This is a genomic window from Thiorhodovibrio frisius (assembly GCF_033954835.1).
In the GTDB taxonomy this organism is placed as follows: Bacteria; Pseudomonadota; Gammaproteobacteria; order Chromatiales; family Chromatiaceae; genus Thiorhodovibrio; species Thiorhodovibrio frisius.
This window is the reverse complement of sequence record NZ_CP121471.1, coordinates 1,645,257-1,661,286: the sequence shown is the minus strand read 5'-3', so window position 1 is coordinate 1,661,286 and position 16,030 is coordinate 1,645,257. Positions and strand designations below refer to the sequence as shown.

Annotated in this window: 12 protein-coding genes; 10 read left to right on the top strand and 2 right to left on the bottom strand. The window is 61.5% G+C overall.

Features of this window, described 5'->3' with window-relative positions; genetic code table 11:
* Positions 1-26: 26 nt before the first annotated feature.
* The 6 genes from atpG to Thiofri_RS07695 all read left to right on the top strand — a co-directional run bounded on the left by atpG (position 27) and on the right by Thiofri_RS07695 (position 7,258).
* Positions 27-893, top strand: a complete 867-nt coding sequence (gene atpG, locus Thiofri_RS07720; RefSeq protein WP_009151123.1) for a F0F1 ATP synthase subunit gamma — start codon at positions 27-29, stop codon at positions 891-893.
* A 98-nt stretch (positions 894-991) separates the two neighbouring features.
* Positions 992-2,368 (top strand): F0F1 ATP synthase subunit beta, encoded by a 1,377-nt coding sequence (gene atpD, locus Thiofri_RS07715; RefSeq protein WP_009151122.1) that lies wholly within the window; start codon positions 992-994, stop codon positions 2,366-2,368.
* 95 nt (positions 2,369-2,463) lie between these two features.
* Positions 2,464-2,889, top strand: a complete 426-nt coding sequence (locus tag Thiofri_RS07710; RefSeq protein WP_009151121.1) for a F0F1 ATP synthase subunit epsilon — start codon at positions 2,464-2,466, stop codon at positions 2,887-2,889.
* A 117-nt stretch (positions 2,890-3,006) separates the two neighbouring features.
* Positions 3,007-4,371, top strand: coding sequence for a bifunctional UDP-N-acetylglucosamine diphosphorylase/glucosamine-1-phosphate N-acetyltransferase GlmU (glmU, locus tag Thiofri_RS07705; RefSeq protein WP_009151120.1), 1,365 nt, complete (start codon positions 3,007-3,009; stop codon positions 4,369-4,371).
* Between the two features lie 99 nt (positions 4,372-4,470).
* Positions 4,471-6,303 (top strand): glutamine--fructose-6-phosphate transaminase (isomerizing), encoded by a 1,833-nt coding sequence (gene glmS / locus Thiofri_RS07700; RefSeq protein ID WP_009151119.1) that lies wholly within the window; start codon positions 4,471-4,473, stop codon positions 6,301-6,303.
* Positions 6,304-6,529: 226 nt separating this feature from the next.
* On the top strand, positions 6,530-7,258 hold the full coding sequence (locus Thiofri_RS07695; RefSeq protein ID WP_009151118.1) for a flagellar brake protein: 729 nt from the start codon (positions 6,530-6,532) through the stop codon (positions 7,256-7,258).
* 116 nt (positions 7,259-7,374) lie between these two features.
* On the opposite strand, the gene Thiofri_RS07690 is transcribed toward Thiofri_RS07695, so the two are convergent.
* A complete protein-coding gene (locus tag Thiofri_RS07690) occupies positions 7,375-7,677 on the bottom strand; it encodes a hypothetical protein (protein WP_051023979.1) in 303 nt (100 codons plus the stop codon).
* Positions 7,678-7,904: 227 nt separating this feature from the next.
* Between Thiofri_RS07690 and Thiofri_RS07685 the strand changes: the two genes are divergently transcribed.
* The 4 genes from Thiofri_RS07685 to Thiofri_RS07670 all read left to right on the top strand — a co-directional run bounded on the left by Thiofri_RS07685 (position 7,905) and on the right by Thiofri_RS07670 (position 14,526).
* Positions 7,905-10,796 carry a 2-oxoglutarate dehydrogenase E1 component gene (locus tag Thiofri_RS07685; protein WP_009151116.1) on the top strand — a complete coding sequence of 964 codons (2,892 nt, stop codon included), beginning with the start codon at positions 7,905-7,907 and terminating at the stop codon, positions 10,794-10,796.
* Entirely contained in the window at positions 10,793-12,148 is a 1,356-nt protein-coding gene (gene odhB, locus Thiofri_RS07680) for a 2-oxoglutarate dehydrogenase complex dihydrolipoyllysine-residue succinyltransferase (protein ID WP_009151115.1), read from the top strand. The genes Thiofri_RS07685 and odhB overlap by 4 nt, the downstream gene beginning before the upstream one ends.
* Before the next feature lie 145 nt (positions 12,149-12,293).
* A complete protein-coding gene (locus tag Thiofri_RS07675; RefSeq protein ID WP_009151114.1) occupies positions 12,294-13,406 on the top strand; it encodes a hypothetical protein in 1,113 nt (370 codons plus the stop codon).
* A 34-nt stretch (positions 13,407-13,440) separates the two neighbouring features.
* Positions 13,441-14,526, top strand: coding sequence for a hypothetical protein (locus Thiofri_RS07670; protein WP_009151113.1), 1,086 nt, complete (start codon positions 13,441-13,443; stop codon positions 14,524-14,526).
* Between the two features lie 57 nt (positions 14,527-14,583).
* Here Thiofri_RS07670 and argH read toward each other — a convergent pair whose 3' ends face one another.
* Entirely contained in the window at positions 14,584-15,999 is a 1,416-nt protein-coding gene (argH, locus tag Thiofri_RS07665) for an argininosuccinate lyase (protein WP_009151112.1), read from the bottom strand.
* Between the last annotated feature and the right edge of the window lie 31 nt (positions 16,000-16,030).

Below are 16,030 nucleotides of genomic sequence, written 5' to 3'. Positions count from 1 at the left end.
AACCAGGATCGCTTCAGGAACCCCTCATGGCTGGCGCTAAAGAAATTCGCACCAAGATCTCAAGCATCAAAAGCACCCAGAAAATCACGGGTGCCATGGAGATGGTCGCCGCCTCCAAAATGCGCAAAGCGCAGGAACGGATGCATGCCACTCGCCCCTATGCCGAGAAAATGCTTCAGGTCATCCGCCATCTGGCCAAGGCCTCGCCCGAGTACCGTCACAGCTTCATGGCGCAGGAACGCGAGATCAAGCGCGTCGGCTACATTGTCGTCTCCTCTGATCGTGGACTCTGCGGTGGTCTGAACACCAACCTCTTTCGCATGCTGACACAGGAATTCAAGCAAAAGCGCGTTGAGGGTATCGACACTGCTTTCTGCACCATCGGCACCAAGGCCCTGGGCTTTTTCAAACGCTTTGGCGGTGACGTCATGGCCGAGGCCGCGCAGCTTGGCGACAAGCCGCGCATTGCCGACATCATCGGTCCGGTCAAGGTGATGCTCGACGCCTTCGAGAAAGGCGAAATCGACGCAGTTTTCATCGCTTACAATGAATTCGTCAACACCATGACGCAAAAGCCCAGTCTGCAACAGCTGGTACCCATTGTGCCCGATGACGAGCCTTCCGCCTCCGGCCCGGTGTGGGATTACATCTACGAGCCCGACGCGCGCCTGGTACTCGACAATCTGCTAGCCCGTTATATCGAATCCCTGGTCTATCAGGGGGTGGTCGAAAACGGCGCCTGTGAGCAGGCCGCGCGCATGGTGTCGATGAAGTCTGCCTCCGATAACGCCGGCAACCTGATCGACGAACTGCAACTGGTTTACAACAAGGCGCGCCAAGCGGCCATCACGCAAGAGATCTCTGAGATCGTCAGCGGTGCCGCCGCCGTCTAGGCTTTGGCTCCAGCCAGTGTATCTGGCGCGCTCGTTTAACCCCTTTTTATCATTTTTCGTTATCGAACCCGCCGCAAGGCAGAAGAGAGGACAGCATTATGAGCTCCGGTAAGGTGGTGGAAATCATCGGTGCCGTCGTAGACGTGCAATTTCCGCGCGAACATATGCCCAAGGTCTATGACGCGCTCACAATCGACGCCACTGGCCTGACGCTCGAGGTCGAACAGCAAATTGGAGACGGCGTGGTCCGTACCATTGCCATGGGCACGACCGACGGCCTCAAGCGCGGCGTTGAAGTCAGCAACACCGGCGCACCGATCAGCGTACCGGTTGGCAAGGCCACGCTCGGGCGCATCATGGATGTGCTCGGCAAGCCCATCGACGAACTTGGCGCTGTCGGCTCCGAGGAGACTTGGCCCATCCATCGCCCGGCGCCCAAGTTCGAGGACCAGGCGACCTCCACCGAGGTACTGGAAACCGGCATCAAGGTGGTTGACCTGATCATGCCCATCGCCAAAGGCGGCAAGGTGGGTCTGTTCGGTGGTGCCGGCGTCGGCAAGACAGTGACGCTCATGGAGCTGATCCGCAACATCGCCGTCGAGCACTCTGGCTATTCGGTCTTCGCCGGTGTTGGCGAGCGTACCCGCGAGGGCAACGACTTCTATCACGAGATGAAGGACTCAAACGTCCTCGACAAGGTCGCCCTGGTTTATGGCCAGATGAACGAGCCCCCGGGCAACCGTCTGCGTGTCGCCCTGACCGGCCTGACCATGGCCGAGTTCTTCCGCGAGGAAGGCCGCGACGTGCTGATGTTCGTCGACAACATCTACCGCTACACCTTGGCCGGTACCGAGGTCTCGGCCCTGCTCGGGCGCATGCCATCAGCCGTGGGCTATCAGCCAACTCTGGCCTCGGAGATGGGTGCCCTGCAAGAGCGCATCACCTCCACCCGCACCGGCTCCATCACCTCCTTCCAGGCGGTGTATGTCCCGGCTGACGACTTGACCGACCCTTCCCCGGCCACAACCTTTGCTCACCTGGACGCCACCCTGGTGCTGTCGCGTCAAATCGCCGAACTGGGCATCTACCCAGCGGTTGATCCGCTCGACTCCACCAGCCGCATCCTCGATCCGAACGTGGTCGGCCAAGAGCACTACGACACCGCCCGCGCGGTGCAGGGCACACTCCAGCGCTACAAGGAGCTAAAAGACATCATCGCCATCCTGGGCATGGACGAGTTGTCCGAGGAAGACAAGCTGACTGTCTCGCGCGCACGCAAGATTCAGCGCTTCCTGTCGCAGCCCTTCTTCGTCGCCGAGGTCTTCACCGGTGCTCCCGGCAAGTATGTCTCCCTGAAAGACACCATTGCCGGCTTCCAGGCCATCGTCAATGGCGACCACGACGCGCTGCCCGAGCAGGCCTTCTACATGGTCGGCTCCATCGACGAGGCCGTCGCCAAGGGCGAGAAGATGTAAAGTCGCTGGCGGGTTCCCAGCTTTAAGCCCCAGGCTTGAGGCCAACTCCCGCCGCGTCCGCGCATCGACCGCCGTAACAGGGAGACCAGACACCAATGGCAATGACCGTACATGTCGACATCGTCAGCGCCGAGGGCGCTATCCACTCAGGCATGGCCGCCATGGTCTATGCGCCTGGCGAGATGGGCGAGCTCGGCATCGCGCCGCGCCACACGCCACTCATCACCCGCCTGAAGCCCGGCGATGTGCGGGTAGAGGACGACAAAGGCGACATGGAGCATTTCTACGTCTCGGGCGGCATGCTCGAAGTCCAGCCGGATGTGGTCACAGTGCTTGCCGACACCGCCATCCGCGCCCAGAACATCGACGAGGCCAAGGCACTCGAAGCCAAGCGCCGCGCCGAGGACGCCTTGGCTGGCAAGGCGGCCGAGTTTGAATACGCCAAGGCCCAGGCCGAGTTGGCCGAGGCGATCGCCCAGTTGCGCGCCATCGAGAAATTGCGCAAGATGCGCGCTAGCTAAGCTAGGCATCGCCATCTCCGGGGCGTGCGACCACCAAACCCTCGCCCATGGCGGGGGTTTTTGGTTTTTACAGCCACTTCATCACGCGATGGATTCAGACGGGGAGCGCCTGTCGACATGAAACTTGGAGTCGTCATCCTGGCCGCCGGCAAGGGCACGCGCATGCGCTCGGCCTTGCCAAAGATACTGCACCCTCTCGCGGGGCGGCCTTTATTGCAACATGTGCTGGATGCCGCCGAAGCCCTTGGGGCCGCGCGCATCTGCTGCGTTTATGGCCATGGCGGCGACCTGGTCCCCAAAACCCTGAAGGATGCCAACTGCACCTGGGTCGAGCAGAGCGAGCGGCTCGGCACCGGCCATGCCGTCTTGCAAGCCATGCCCAGCATGGCGGGCATGGATCGCATTCTGGTGCTCTACGGCGATGTGCCGCTCATTGAACCCGAAACCCTCAACCGCCTGGTGGCTGACAGCAATGGCAAGGCGCTTGGGCTGATCAGCATGCATCTCGATGATCCCAGCGGCTACGGGCGCATTGTGCGCGACAAACGCGGCCATGTGCTGCGCATCGTCGAGCACAAGGACGCCAGCGAGGCCGAACTGGGCATTCAGGAGATCAACACCGGCATCATCGTGGCCGACGCCCGTCGCCTTGGTGAATGGCTGACGCAGATCGGCAACAACAACGTCCAGGGCGAATACTATCTGACCGACGTCATTGGTCTCGCCACAGCGCAGGGTATTGAGGTGGTGACTACCCACCCGGAGGCCCCGCAAGAAGTCGCCGGTGTCAACGACCGGCTGCAACTTGCCGAACTCGAACGCTACCACCAGCGTCGCCTGGCCGAAACCCTGATGCTCCAGGGCACCACGGTGCTCGACCCGGCACGACTGGATATTCGCGGCACCCTGATCTGCGAGCGCGACGTCACCCTGGATGTGAACCTGATCGTCGAAGGACGGGTGCGCCTGGGGGCCAATGTGCGCGTCGGGCCAAATTGCCTGCTCAAAGACTGCGAGATCGGCGCCGGCAGCGAGGTGTTCGCGAACAGCATCGTCGAATGCGCCCACGTCGGCGCTGGCGCGCGCATCGGCCCCTTCGCGCGCCTGCGACCCGAGGCCGACATCGGCGACCACTGCCACATCGGCAATTTTGTCGAAGTCAAGAAATCCCGCATCGGTGAGGGCACCAAGGTCAATCACCTGAGCTACATCGGCAATGCCGAACTGGGCAGCCGGGTGAACATTGGTGCAGGCACCATCACCTGCAATTACGATGGCGCCAATAAGCATCTGACCAAAATCGGCGATGGCGCTTTCATCGGCTCCAACACCGCCCTGGTCGCCCCGGTCGAAGTGGGCGCAGACGCCACCATCGGCGCCGGCTCGGTGATCGCGCGCGAGGCCCCCGCCGGCCAGCTCAGCCTGACCCGCGCGCCACAGACGACCGTCAAGGGCTGGGAGCGACCACGCAAGAAAAAATAGGGCTCACCTCCCAGCCCGGAGTTGAAAAGGCGGCTGTTTCACGGCACAGCCACTCCCGCCCGCAAATCCGTCGTTTTTTTCTGACATCAGGTGACATCCATGTGTGGAATCGTCGGCGCCATTGCCCAGCGACCCGTCGCTGAGATCCTGCTTGAAGGCCTGCGGCGGCTCGAGTACCGCGGCTATGACTCCGCCGGCATCGCAGTGCTCTCAGAGCAGGACGAACTCAAACGACTACGCTGTCTTGGCAAGGTCTCGGCACTGGCGGATGCCTTGGCGCAGACCTCCCTGCCCGGCACCCTGGGCATTGCCCACACCCGCTGGGCGACCCATGGCGAGCCATCCCAACGCAACGCCCATCCGCATATCTGCCGCGAGCGCTGCGCCCTGGTGCACAACGGCATCATCGAGAACCACGAAAGTCTGCGCCAGCAACAGCAAAGCGCCGGGCATCGTTTCACCTCGCAAACAGATACCGAGGTGGTGGTTCACGCCATTCATGACGCCCTCGAGCGCGGCCTCGACCTGACCGAGGCGGTACGCGACTGCATCAAGCAACTCGATGGTGCCTATGCGCTCGGCGTGATTGACCGCCAGCACCCGGAGCAGTTGGTCGCCGCCCGCCTCGGCAGTCCGCTGGTGATCGGTGTCGGTTTCCATGAGCACTTCATCGCCTCGGATGTGCCGGCCCTGCTGCCGGTAACCAATCGCTTTATATTTCTCGAAGACGGCGACCTGGCCGAGCTGACCCGCACCTCGGTGCGCATCTGGGATGCGACCGGGCAGGAGGTCGAGCGGCCGGTGCGCACCTCAAGCATGTCGGTCGACGCCACCGAGCGCGGGCCTTACCGGCACTTCATGCAAAAGGAGATTTTCGAGCAGCCACACGCCATTGCCGAAACCCTCGAAGGCCGCCTTGGCGCCGACCATGTGATCCCCGCCGCCTTTGGCACCGAAGCAGAAACCCTGTTCGCGCAGGTGCGCTCAGTCACCATTATTGCCTGTGGTACCAGCTTTCATGCCGGATTGGTCGCCAAGCACTGGATTGAATCCCTCGCCGGCATTCACTGCCAGGTGGAAGTCGCCAGCGAATATCGCTACCGCCAGCACGTGGTACCGGAGCAATCCCTCTTTGTCAGCATCTCCCAGTCTGGCGAGACCGCCGACACCTTGGCCGCGCTGCAAATGGCCAAGCACAGTGGCTATCTCGCCACACTCGCCATCTGCAATGTGGCCGAAAGCTCCCTGGTGCGCGAATCCGAACTACAGCTACTCACTCGCGCCGGGCCTGAAATCGGCGTAGCCTCGACCAAAGCCTTCACCACCCAACTGGTTGCCCTGCTGCTGCTGGCGCTCGCGCTTGGGCATCAGCGCCGTCTGAGCCCGGAGCGCGAAGCCCATGCCGTCGAAGTGCTGCGCAACCTGCCGACTCAGATCACACGCGCGCTCAGCATCGACGAGTCCGTCGCTGATCTGGCCCAGCACTTCGTCGAAAAGCGGCACACGCTGTTTCTCGGGCGCGGCGAACAACACGCCATCGCGATGGAAGGCGCGCTCAAGCTTAAGGAAATTTCTTACATTCACGCCGAGGCCTACCCAGCCGGTGAACTCAAGCACGGTCCGCTGGCGCTGATTGATGAGGATATGCCAGTAGTCGCGGTCGCGCCCAACAATGCCCTACTCGAGAAGCTCAAATCCAATCTTGAAGAAGTCCGCGCACGTGGCGGGCAGTTGTTCGTCTTTGCCGATGACAGTGTCGCCTGGCAGCAGGCCGAGGGTGTGCATCTGCTAAGACTGCCGGAAACCGATGATCTGATCGACCCGCTGGTGTTCACCATCCCCATGCAACTGCTGGCCTACCATGTCGCCGTCCTCAAAGGGACGGATGTCGACCAACCGCGCAATCTAGCCAAATCCGTTACCGTCGAATAGTCCGTCTAACCCCAACGCCTGCCGCTGCCCACCCGAAGAAAAAACCCTGGTCAATTGAACTCTTTGTAGTCAGTCAAATAAGACACCGACATCTCCGCTATCTTGAAGCCTTTGATCGAGCAGTGTAGCCTTTCAGCCTGAGCCATTGGAGGCCATCCGACGTCGGCTTTGGAGCGACACCGGTCGCTTCAGGCAAGCGCAATCTTTACCACTGCCCGATTCCCTTATGGACAGCGATCACATCAACTGCATCGACAAACCTGAGATCATCGCCAAGATTCTCACCAAGCATTTCAAGGCGCGTGGAACTCTTTGCGTGTCGACCATTGGCGGCGATTGCAAGGCCAACTCCAAAGTGGTGGATAACGACCCCTTTGCGGAGTACTTACTGCTCGATGCCTTACCGAGCGACGTCGGCGAGACCATCGAACATGCAGACAAGGTCGAACTCCGCGGCTCGATCGAATCTCTCTACAGCTGGTTCCACCACACCGGCAAGCTCGAAGTGATCGTTGAGGATGGCGAGCGCTACTACGAGATCCCCTACCCCGAAAAACTCTTTCAGTTACAGCGGCGCAACTCCTTTCGCACGCACCTGCCCACGCGGCTCACGGCAACCATGACCGGCGAGCTGGAAAACCCAGCCGCCGAGCAAGCACACCCATTTCGTGCCATGCTTCAGAACCTGTCGGCCACTGGCGCCGGTATGTCGGTCAGCGGCAAAACTGCTTCTTTGATCAGCGAGGGGACCAAGCTTTATCAGAGCCGCATTCGAGTTCCAAACATTCTTGATGTCACCGTCGATGCCGACGTCCGCAACTGCCGCCCGGGCAATACCGAAGACGAGTTGGTTCTGGGTCTGGAGTTTCTATGTCTGTCAAGTAAAGACGCCCAGAAAATCACCCGTGCCGTCATGGAGATCCAGCGGCAAGTACTGGCCGATCTGGACGACTAAGGTCGACACTCTGTTGCACGATGCCTTTGCCTCGCCAAATTTTTCTGGCTCATTTTTTTCTGGCCCATTTTTTTTTGGCCCATTTTTTTTTGGCCCGGTATTTTCTGGCCGCTCGGCTAGCCTCCCTTGCCGGGCGCCGAACCGCTCTTGCGCGCTTTGATCATCTGCTGACCGACAGCCTGATGAAGCAACTTAAAGGTGCGCCTCTGAGCTTCCTGATTGGTGGTTTTGGGCTCTCCGATCAGCCCAAGCCTGGCCTGAAAGTACGCCAAATCAGACTGCAGTTGAATCATCAGCAGGCGGCGCTGAATAATTTCTTCGCGCGTATCCGGGCGCTCGGCAATGTTTGGTGCCAGCGCGGCTTTGACTGCGGGTGTTTCGCTCATTTTTTGCTCGGCTGCTCCGGTCTGGTCGCTCATTATACCAATCGCAAACGAATGGTTTTCGGTTTTGGGTCGGGTGACGGCCACGGGGTCTCGGCGGCCCTTGATCGGATCAGGGATGCCGCCGGGAAGCCTACGGGGAGGTCTTCACGGCGTCCCCCCTGGCCGTCACCCGGCCCAGAACGCGCCGAAATCTCAAAGGGTTTCGATATACCATCCCCGAACCCGACACTTTTCTCCCGTCTGCCAAAAACGATCAACTCATGAGCGCGCTCCTTGAGCTTTTTCACGACTCTTCCGCCTTCAATGGTGGCAATGCGGCCTTCATCGAACAGCTCTACGAGCGCTACCTGCGCGACCCCGCCAGCATTGAGGCAGACTGGCGCGCGCGTTTCGATGCGCTGCCCCGGCGCGCAGCCGATGACATTGGCCACCAGCTAACACGCGTTCGCCTGACAGCACTGCAACAGGGATATGACAACCCAGTCTGGTCACCGCATGGGGCTACTCAAGCCGCCCCCGCCCGCGATGGCACATCCGAGTTTAGCGCCACCAAGCAGGCTGCCGTACTTCGATTGATCAATGCCTACCGCAGCCGCGGCCATCAACTGGCCAACCTCGACCCGCTTCGTCTACGCCCACTGCCCGAAGTGGCCGACCTGGAGCCCAGCCAGCACGGTCTGCTCGACGGCGATCTCGACCGGACCTTTCATAGCGGCTCCCTCTATGGTCCCGAACGCATGCCACTGCGCGAGATCATCGACCGCCTCAAACGCAGCTACTGCGGCAGCCTTGGCTGCGAGTACATGCACATCACCACCACACCCGAAAAGCGCTGGCTGCAGAAGCGTATCGAAAGCTACCAGGCACGCCCGGAACTCACCAACAAGGCCCGCCGCTGGCTGCTGCAACTGCTCACCGCCGCTGAGGGCATTGAGCAACACCTGCACCGGCGCTATGTCGGACAAAAGCGCTTCTCGCTGGAAGGTGGCGAGGCCCTGATCCCGCTGCTCGATGAACTCATCCAGCGCGCCGGACGCGACGGGATACGTGAAATCATCATTGGCATGGCCCATCGCGGTCGGCTCAATGTGCTGACCAATATTTTGGGCAAGCCGCCGCAGGATATTTTTGCTGAATTCGAGGGCAAGGTCGCCCTCAAAGCCGGTCAGCGCGCCGGGGACGTCAAGTACCATCTGGGCTTTGCCACCGATGTCGACACCCCCAGCGGGCCGGTGCATCTGGTGCTGGGATTCAATCCATCGCATCTGGAGATCATCAACCCGGTGATCCAGGGCTCGGTGCGCGCGCGCCAGCGCCGCCGCAACGATCGGGACGGAAGCCAGGTACTGCCGGTGCTGATTCATGGCGACTCGGCCTTTGCCGGTCAGGGCGTGGTGATGGAGACCCTGCAACTGTCGCAGACGCGCAGCCATGGCACGGGCGGCACAATGCATATCATTATCAACAACCAGATTGGCTTCACCACCAGCAATCCGCTCGACACCCGCTCAACCCTGTACTGCACCGATGTGGCAAAGATGGTCCAGGGGCCGGTATTTCATGTCAACGGCGATGATCCAGAAGCGGTGATTTTTGCCACCCGCATGGCGCTCGATTTTCGCAATCGATTCAAGCGCGATGTCTTCGTCGATCTGGTCTGCTACCGGCGTCTCGGCCACAACGAGGCCGACGAGCCGGCCGTCACCCAACCGCTGATGTATCGCAAGATTCGCCAGCATCCGAGCGCGCGCACCCTCTATGCACAGCGCCTGATCGACACCGGCGGGCTGACGGCTGATGCCGCCGAGGCCATGATGGCCGACTACCGCCACGCCATTGAGCACGGTCTGGTCGTCACTCGACCAGTACTGTGTGACATCACAACAAGCCAGCGCACCAACTGGCGTCGTTTCACCGACCAGTGGACCACAACCTGCGACACCGGTATGGCGCTCGCCAGTCTAAGGGATGTTGGCGAACGCCTGCTGCCCCTGCCCGATGGGTTCGAGCTGCATCCGCGGGTGGCCAAGATCTGGGCCGAACGGCGCCAGATGGCCGCCGGCGAACAGCTCATCAATTGGGGTTTTGCCGAGAACCTGGCCTATGCCAGCCTGCTTGATGCGGGCATGCCGGTGCGCCTCTCGGGCCAAGATACCGGGCGCGGCACCTTCTTCCACCGCCATGCAAAAATCCACTGCCAAGCAAGCGGCGATGACTACAGCCCTTTGCAGCACCTCAGCCCTGACCAAGGCGCTTTTGTTGCCATTGACTCTATCCTGTCAGAGGAGGCCGTGCTGGGCTTTGAATACGGCTTTGCTACGGCTGAGCCCGACGGGCTGACGCTGTGGGAGGCCCAGTTCGGCGACTTCGCCAACGGCGCCCAAGTGGTGGTCGATCAATTCATCGCCTCCGCCGGCACCAAATGGGGCCTGCAGTGCGGCCTGGTCATGCTGCTGCCGCACGGACTCGAAGGCCAGGGCGCTGAGCATTCGTCCGCCCGGCTGGAGCGCTATCTGCAACTTTGCGCCGAGCACAATATTCAAGTGTGCGTACCCACCACCCCGGCGCAGATTTTTCATCTGCTGCGCCGTCAGATGCTGCGACCCTATCGCCGCCCGCTGATCGTGATGACGCCCAAGAGTCTGCTCCGGCACCGACTGGCGGTCTCGGCACTTGAGGATCTCGCTGAGGGAGGCTTCCAGCCACTGATTTCGGAATGTGACCCGCTGCCAGCAGACAAGATCGAACGAGTGATATTCTGTAGCGGCAAGGTCTATTTCGATCTGCTCGAGGAGCGCCACACCCGGGCACTCGAGAATGTCGCCATTGTGCGCATCGAGCAGCTCTACCCCTTCCCGAAAGAGGACTTCGCGGCGACCCTGGCCGATTACGCTCATGTCGGAGAGTTTATCTGGTGTCAGGAAGAAGCCCAGAACCAAGGCGCATGGGATATGATTAAACACCGTTTTCAACCCCTGATCCGCGCCGGAAAACAGGTCTATTATGTCGGCAGGCCCGCATCTGCGGCGCCCGCCGTTGGCCATCGATCCATTCATCTCGAGCAGCAACAACGGTTGATCGACGAGGCACTGACCGGTCGCATCAACCCCAGCATGAACCACCACATTGACCGAGTCGCTCAAGTCGCATGACAACCGAGGTGCATGTCCCCGTCCTTCCCGAATCGGTCGCCGATGCCACCATACTCGAGTGGCACAAGGCTCCCGGCGACCCAGTGCGCGCCAACGAGAATCTGGTTGACCTCGAAACCGACAAAGTTGTCCTGGAGGTGCCAGCACCTTGCGATGGCATTTTGCGCGAAACCCTGGTCAAGGCCGGAGAAACCGTCACTGCCAGCACCCTGCTCGCGCGCATTGACGAGACCCAGCTAACCGATCAACCACCTGATCAAACAGCCGACCAACCAGACAATCAGCCGGCCGATCATCCAATCGAGCACCCAGCAGGACCCGCTCGAAACCCATCCACTGACATCGCAGCGTCTGACACCAAGCCTCATGCAGCCGACGAGGACGCCCCCGCGCCAGACCCGCTAGGGCTCATGGCGCCAGCCGCCCGGCGCCTGATCAAAGAACTCGGTCTCGACCCCACGCAAATCTCCGGCAGTGGCCGCGATGGACGCGTTCACAAGGCCGACGTACTTGCCTGGCTCGACCGCCACGAGGCGACCGATCCCCAAGCCGACGCTGACCAGGCCGCTTTTGGTGGCGACGCCAGCACCTCATCGCCAAGTGCCCAGCCCCGTCAGAGCCCGCTTCCCCAGCAGGCGATGTCCGCCGAGACGCGGCCGCAACAGCGCGTACCCATGACCCGCCTGCGCGCGCGCATCGCCGAGCGCCTGCTTGAGGCGCAGCGGCAAACTGCCGCGCTCACCACCTTTAACGAGGTCGACATGAGCGCGGTCATGGCGCTGCGCCATCGCTACCGCGAGGAGTTCGAACAGCAGCACGGCACGCGCCTCGGCATCATGGCATTCTTCGTCAAGGCGGCGGTCGCCGCACTGCGGCAGTTTCCGCTTGTGAATGCCACCATCGACGGCAGCGACATTCTCTATCAGGGCTTTTATGACATCGGCATCGCCGTCAGCACCGAGCGCGGCTTGGTGGTACCCATCCTGCGCGATTGCGACCGCCTGAGTCTGGCCGAGATTGAAAGCGGCATTGCAAGCTTTGGCGGCAAGGCCCGTGATGGCAGCCTGAGCTTCGACGAATTGACCGGCGGCACCTTCTCCATCACCAACGGCGGCGTATTTGGGTCCATGCTGTCAACGCCCATTATCAACCCACCGCAAAGCGCTATTCTGGGCATGCACAAGATCGAAGACCGCCCGGTTGCCATCGACGGACAAGTTGTCATTCGCCCAATGATGTATCTCGCGTTATCCTACGATCATCGGCTGATTGATGGACGCGAGGCGGTGCGCTTTCTGGTGGCCATCAAAAACACCATTGAAGACCCGGCCAGACTCTTGCTAAATCTTTAACCCTGAAACAACAGCTTCAAGTTCCCGGATTGCCGGAATCATAGGCCCGAGTTCAAATGCCGCCATCTCGCCCTGATCAGCAAGCGACTGCCCTTAATCCCGCGCGCTCCGTGCGTGCCTTTGCGCTAGAGGAAACTTGCCGCCAATGAAGGTCATGATCCGTGTCGACCGCGTCGCCGCGATCCTTGCCGGCTGCGACTGCTATGGCGATCTGATTGCCGAGGTGGACCCGCGCGAGCTGAACCTTGATGAGCGCAACGCCTTGGCACTCGCGCCCGAGCAACAAGGCGTCACCGATCTGACCGCACCCTTTCCGAGCCCCGGCAGCTACCCCACACCGCCCGAAACCGCCACGCCCGATATCCGCGCCTGGTTGCGCTGGCGCATTAAATGCGCGCGCATTCACGAGCAGGCCCTGATCAATCAACAGGCCGAATGGAAAGCCCAGGCCGACGCCTATATCCTTTACTGGTCGCAGCATCCCCCAGAACGCTTCATTCGCAAAGACTGGCCGGCCATCTACTTTAGCGCTGCCCTGCCCGCCGCAGACGCGCACAGCCCGCCCCTGCCCGAGCGCGACGCCGCCGAGGAGCTTGAACGCATCGAGCAGGCATTGGCCGATAAGCTCGATCAGGCGCGCGAGCTTGCCGAGCAACGCAACCGCGACATGGAAAAGCACAAGGCCCAGTCCGCCGCCCGGCGGCAGGCATCCCAGCAGCGCCGCGCCAAGCAGCTCTCCGCCTGGGTCGAAAACCACATGGACGACAACGCCAAGGCCAGATTCAAGCTCAATCTGCTGCCGGAAGATGAAATTCTCGACGCCATCCGCGCAACCGCCTATCAGCCACTTGATGGCTTTGAGCGATACCGGAAAATCCGCTTCGACGACATCACCCATGGCGATCAGTGCATCGACGGCCAGAGCCTCGATTGCGACACCGATGAGTCAAACCATCTGAGCGCGGAGCAATTTGAACGTTTCCGTGCAATCGATGCGGCTGCACCCGAGGGCGCCAAGCTCAAGGCGCTGATTCATAGCTGCGCCTGCGAGACCTGCAACGCCGGGACCATTCGCCGCAGCGTACAGGTGGTCATTCCTGTCGGCGAGCTACTGTTCAGCCGCGAGTACGCACTTGATATTGGCAGCCAGGTGCCCCCCGAGCCGCCGCGCACCGAGCATCAAGACAACCAGCAGCAGAGCCCCGTGTCTGCGGCAACGCCAGTTCCAGCCGACCACAGCGGACCCGTGCCCGACTGAGACGCGCAAGCACATCCCGCTCAGGCTATCTCTTATGGCCCATCTCTACCTTGCCGTCACCGCGCACGGCTATGGGCATCTGGCTCAAGTAGCCCCTGTCGTTCATGCCTTGAAGGCGCGCCTACCCCGGCTGCGCATCAGCTTGCAGGGCAACCTCAAGCCCGAGATCGTGCGCGCCCGCCTGCCACAAGATGTCGCGCTCATTCCCCATGCCGCCGATGTCGCGCTGCCGATGGATGGCCCGCTGACGGTTTGCTGGGAACAGGGGCTTGCACTCTATGAGGCATTCGAGGCCGATTATGACCGCCATCTCGCCCACCAGATGGACCTTCTGGCCGACGCGCGCCCGGATCTGGTGCTGGCCGACATTCCTTGGCTCCCACTTGATGCCGCGCACCGGCTCGGCATCCCAGCCGTGGGCCTGTGCTCGCTGAACTGGCTGGATATTCTGCGCCAAAGTCCGCTCGGTGATCGACTCTCCTCCGCGCTGGTGGAGCGCCTGCACACCGCTTATGCCGGGGCCGAGCTGTTCATCCGCCCTGCCCCTTCCATGCCCATGCCCTGGCTGCCCAACGCCATCTCCGTCGGGCCTATGGCGCAGTTGCACCCGCGTGATCCCGAACGCCTGCGCGCCCGGCTGGGGCTGGCCGAAGATCAGCGGCTGATTCTGATGCAATTCGGCGGCACCGGGTCGCTGCACATTGATCCCGGCCCCCTTGCGCGCGCCCGCCTGCAACTGCTCACAGCCGACCCCAAGCTCGCCGACAGCTCTGCGGTCAGTCCTATTGGAGGCGCTGGCCCCAGCATGCTCGAGGCGCTCGCCTCCTGCGATGCCATGATCACCAAACCGGGCTATGGCAGCTTTAGCGAAGCCGCCTGCCATGGCATTCCGGTGCTCTATGTGCCACGCGATGGCTGGCCGGAAACCCCGGCACTGGTCGACTGGCTGCACCAGCAGGTAACAGCGGGCGTAATCACCCCAGAACAGCTCGCGCGCGGCGACATGGTCGGGCCAATCGAAGCGCTGCTGGAACAGGCCCGCCTGGATGCCAGGAAGCCGGTGGTCCCGACCGGGATCGAGCAGACAGTTGAGCGGCTGCTACCATGGCTGCAACCCTAGCCGGACGACACTTGCCCTGCCGCCCCAGAGGATGAAACCGATATTTCGCGGTAAGGCTCAGGACGCAAGGGCAGACTCGTCGGCCGCCAGAGCCTCGCGCGCCCGCGCCACGGCCGCGCGCACTTGGTTAGGCGCGGTGCCGCCGAAGTGATCGCGCGCGGCCACCGAGCCTTCGAGGGTCAGGATATCGAAAACATCCTCGTCAATGGCAGCAGAAAAGCCGCGCAGCTCCTCCAGACTCAGATCTGCAAGATCGCGGCCGCGCTCCACACCCAAAGCCACCGCCCGCCCGACGATCTCGTGCGCATCGCGAAAGGCCACGCCTTTGCGCACCAGGTAGTCGGCCAGATCGGTTGCCGTGGTGAAGCCCTGCAGGGCCGCGGTGCGCATGCGCGCGTGATTGCAGCTCAGCGCCCCCATCATGTCGGCAAACACCTTGAGCCCACCACGCAGGGTATCGACAATGTCGAACAGGGGTTCTTTGTCCTCTTGGTTGTCTTTGTTATAGGCCAGCGGCTGGGCTTTCATCAGTGTCAGCAGGGCGATCAAATGGCCAAAGACACGGGCGCTCTTGCCGCGCAGCAACTCGGGCACGTCGGGATTTTTTTTCTGCGGCATAATCGAAGAACCCGTGCAGAAGGCGTCCGAGAGTGTAATAAAGCCAAACTGTGCCGATGACCAGATAATCAGCTCCTCGGAAAAACGCGACAGATGCATACTCAAAATGGCCGCCGCAGCACTGAATTCGATGGCGAAATCCCGATCAGAAACGGCATCGAGCGAGTTCGCCGCCGGGCGGTCAAAACCCAGCAGGCGCGCGCTGTAGTCGCGGTCGATCGGATAGGTGGTCCCGGCCAGCGCGGCAGCCCCGAGCGGCATCAGGTTGATGCGCCGACGCGCGTCGCGCAGACGCTCGACATCGCGTTCGAGCATCTCATACCAGGCCATCATGTGGTGGCCAAAGGTCACCGGCTGCGCCGCCTGCAAGTGGGTGAAGCCGGGCAGAATGGTCGCTGCCTCGCGCTCGGCCAGGTCAACCAGCACCTGCTGCAGGCGGCGAATGGCGCGACTGATCTCGTCCACCTCCTCGCGCAGCCACAGGCGAATGTCCGTCGCAACCTGATCGTTGCGCGAGCGCCCGGTGTGCAGGCGCTTACCAGCATCGCCAATCTCGGCAGTCAAGGCCGCTTCGATGTTCATATGCACATCTTCAAGCGGCACAGACCAGCTAAACTTATTTTGTTCAATGCGCGTTTTGATGCGCTCAAGACCGGCAACAATGGCGTCACATTCGCTGTCGCTCAGAATGCCCTGACGAGCGAGCATGCGCGCATGCGCCTGAGAGCCCTGAATGTCCTGCCGATACAATCGGCGATCAAAACCCACCGAGGCGGTAAAGGCCTCGACAAACACATCGGTTGGTTCATTAAAGCGCCCTGCCCAGGGCTTTTGGGTAGACTCTGTCTGCTGCATGACATCCGCCAGAAGCGATAATTAAAGTTCG

What these genes read in the sequence shown, in the direction of transcription:
- atpG (WP_009151123.1), top strand. Translation starts at nt 27, where the DNA reads ATGGCTGGCGCTAAAGAAATTCGCACCAAGATCTCAAGCATCAAAAGC.
- atpD (WP_009151122.1), top strand. Translation starts at nt 992, where the DNA reads ATGAGCTCCGGTAAGGTGGTGGAAATCATCGGTGCCGTCGTAGACGTG.
- Thiofri_RS07710 (WP_009151121.1), top strand. Translation starts at nt 2,464, where the DNA reads ATGGCAATGACCGTACATGTCGACATCGTCAGCGCCGAGGGCGCTATC.
- glmU (WP_009151120.1), top strand. Translation starts at nt 3,007, where the DNA reads ATGAAACTTGGAGTCGTCATCCTGGCCGCCGGCAAGGGCACGCGCATG.
- glmS (WP_009151119.1), top strand. Translation starts at nt 4,471, where the DNA reads ATGTGTGGAATCGTCGGCGCCATTGCCCAGCGACCCGTCGCTGAGATC.
- Thiofri_RS07695 (WP_009151118.1), top strand. Translation starts at nt 6,530, where the DNA reads ATGGACAGCGATCACATCAACTGCATCGACAAACCTGAGATCATCGCC.
- Thiofri_RS07690 (WP_051023979.1), bottom strand. Translation starts at nt 7,677, where the DNA reads ATGAGCGACCAGACCGGAGCAGCCGAGCAAAAAATGAGCGAAACACCC.
- Thiofri_RS07685 (WP_009151116.1), top strand. Translation starts at nt 7,905, where the DNA reads ATGAGCGCGCTCCTTGAGCTTTTTCACGACTCTTCCGCCTTCAATGGT.
- odhB (WP_009151115.1), top strand. Translation starts at nt 10,793, where the DNA reads ATGACAACCGAGGTGCATGTCCCCGTCCTTCCCGAATCGGTCGCCGAT.
- Thiofri_RS07675 (WP_009151114.1), top strand. Translation starts at nt 12,294, where the DNA reads ATGAAGGTCATGATCCGTGTCGACCGCGTCGCCGCGATCCTTGCCGGC.
- Thiofri_RS07670 (WP_009151113.1), top strand. Translation starts at nt 13,441, where the DNA reads ATGGCCCATCTCTACCTTGCCGTCACCGCGCACGGCTATGGGCATCTG.
- argH (WP_009151112.1), bottom strand. Translation starts at nt 15,999, where the DNA reads ATGCAGCAGACAGAGTCTACCCAAAAGCCCTGGGCAGGGCGCTTTAAT.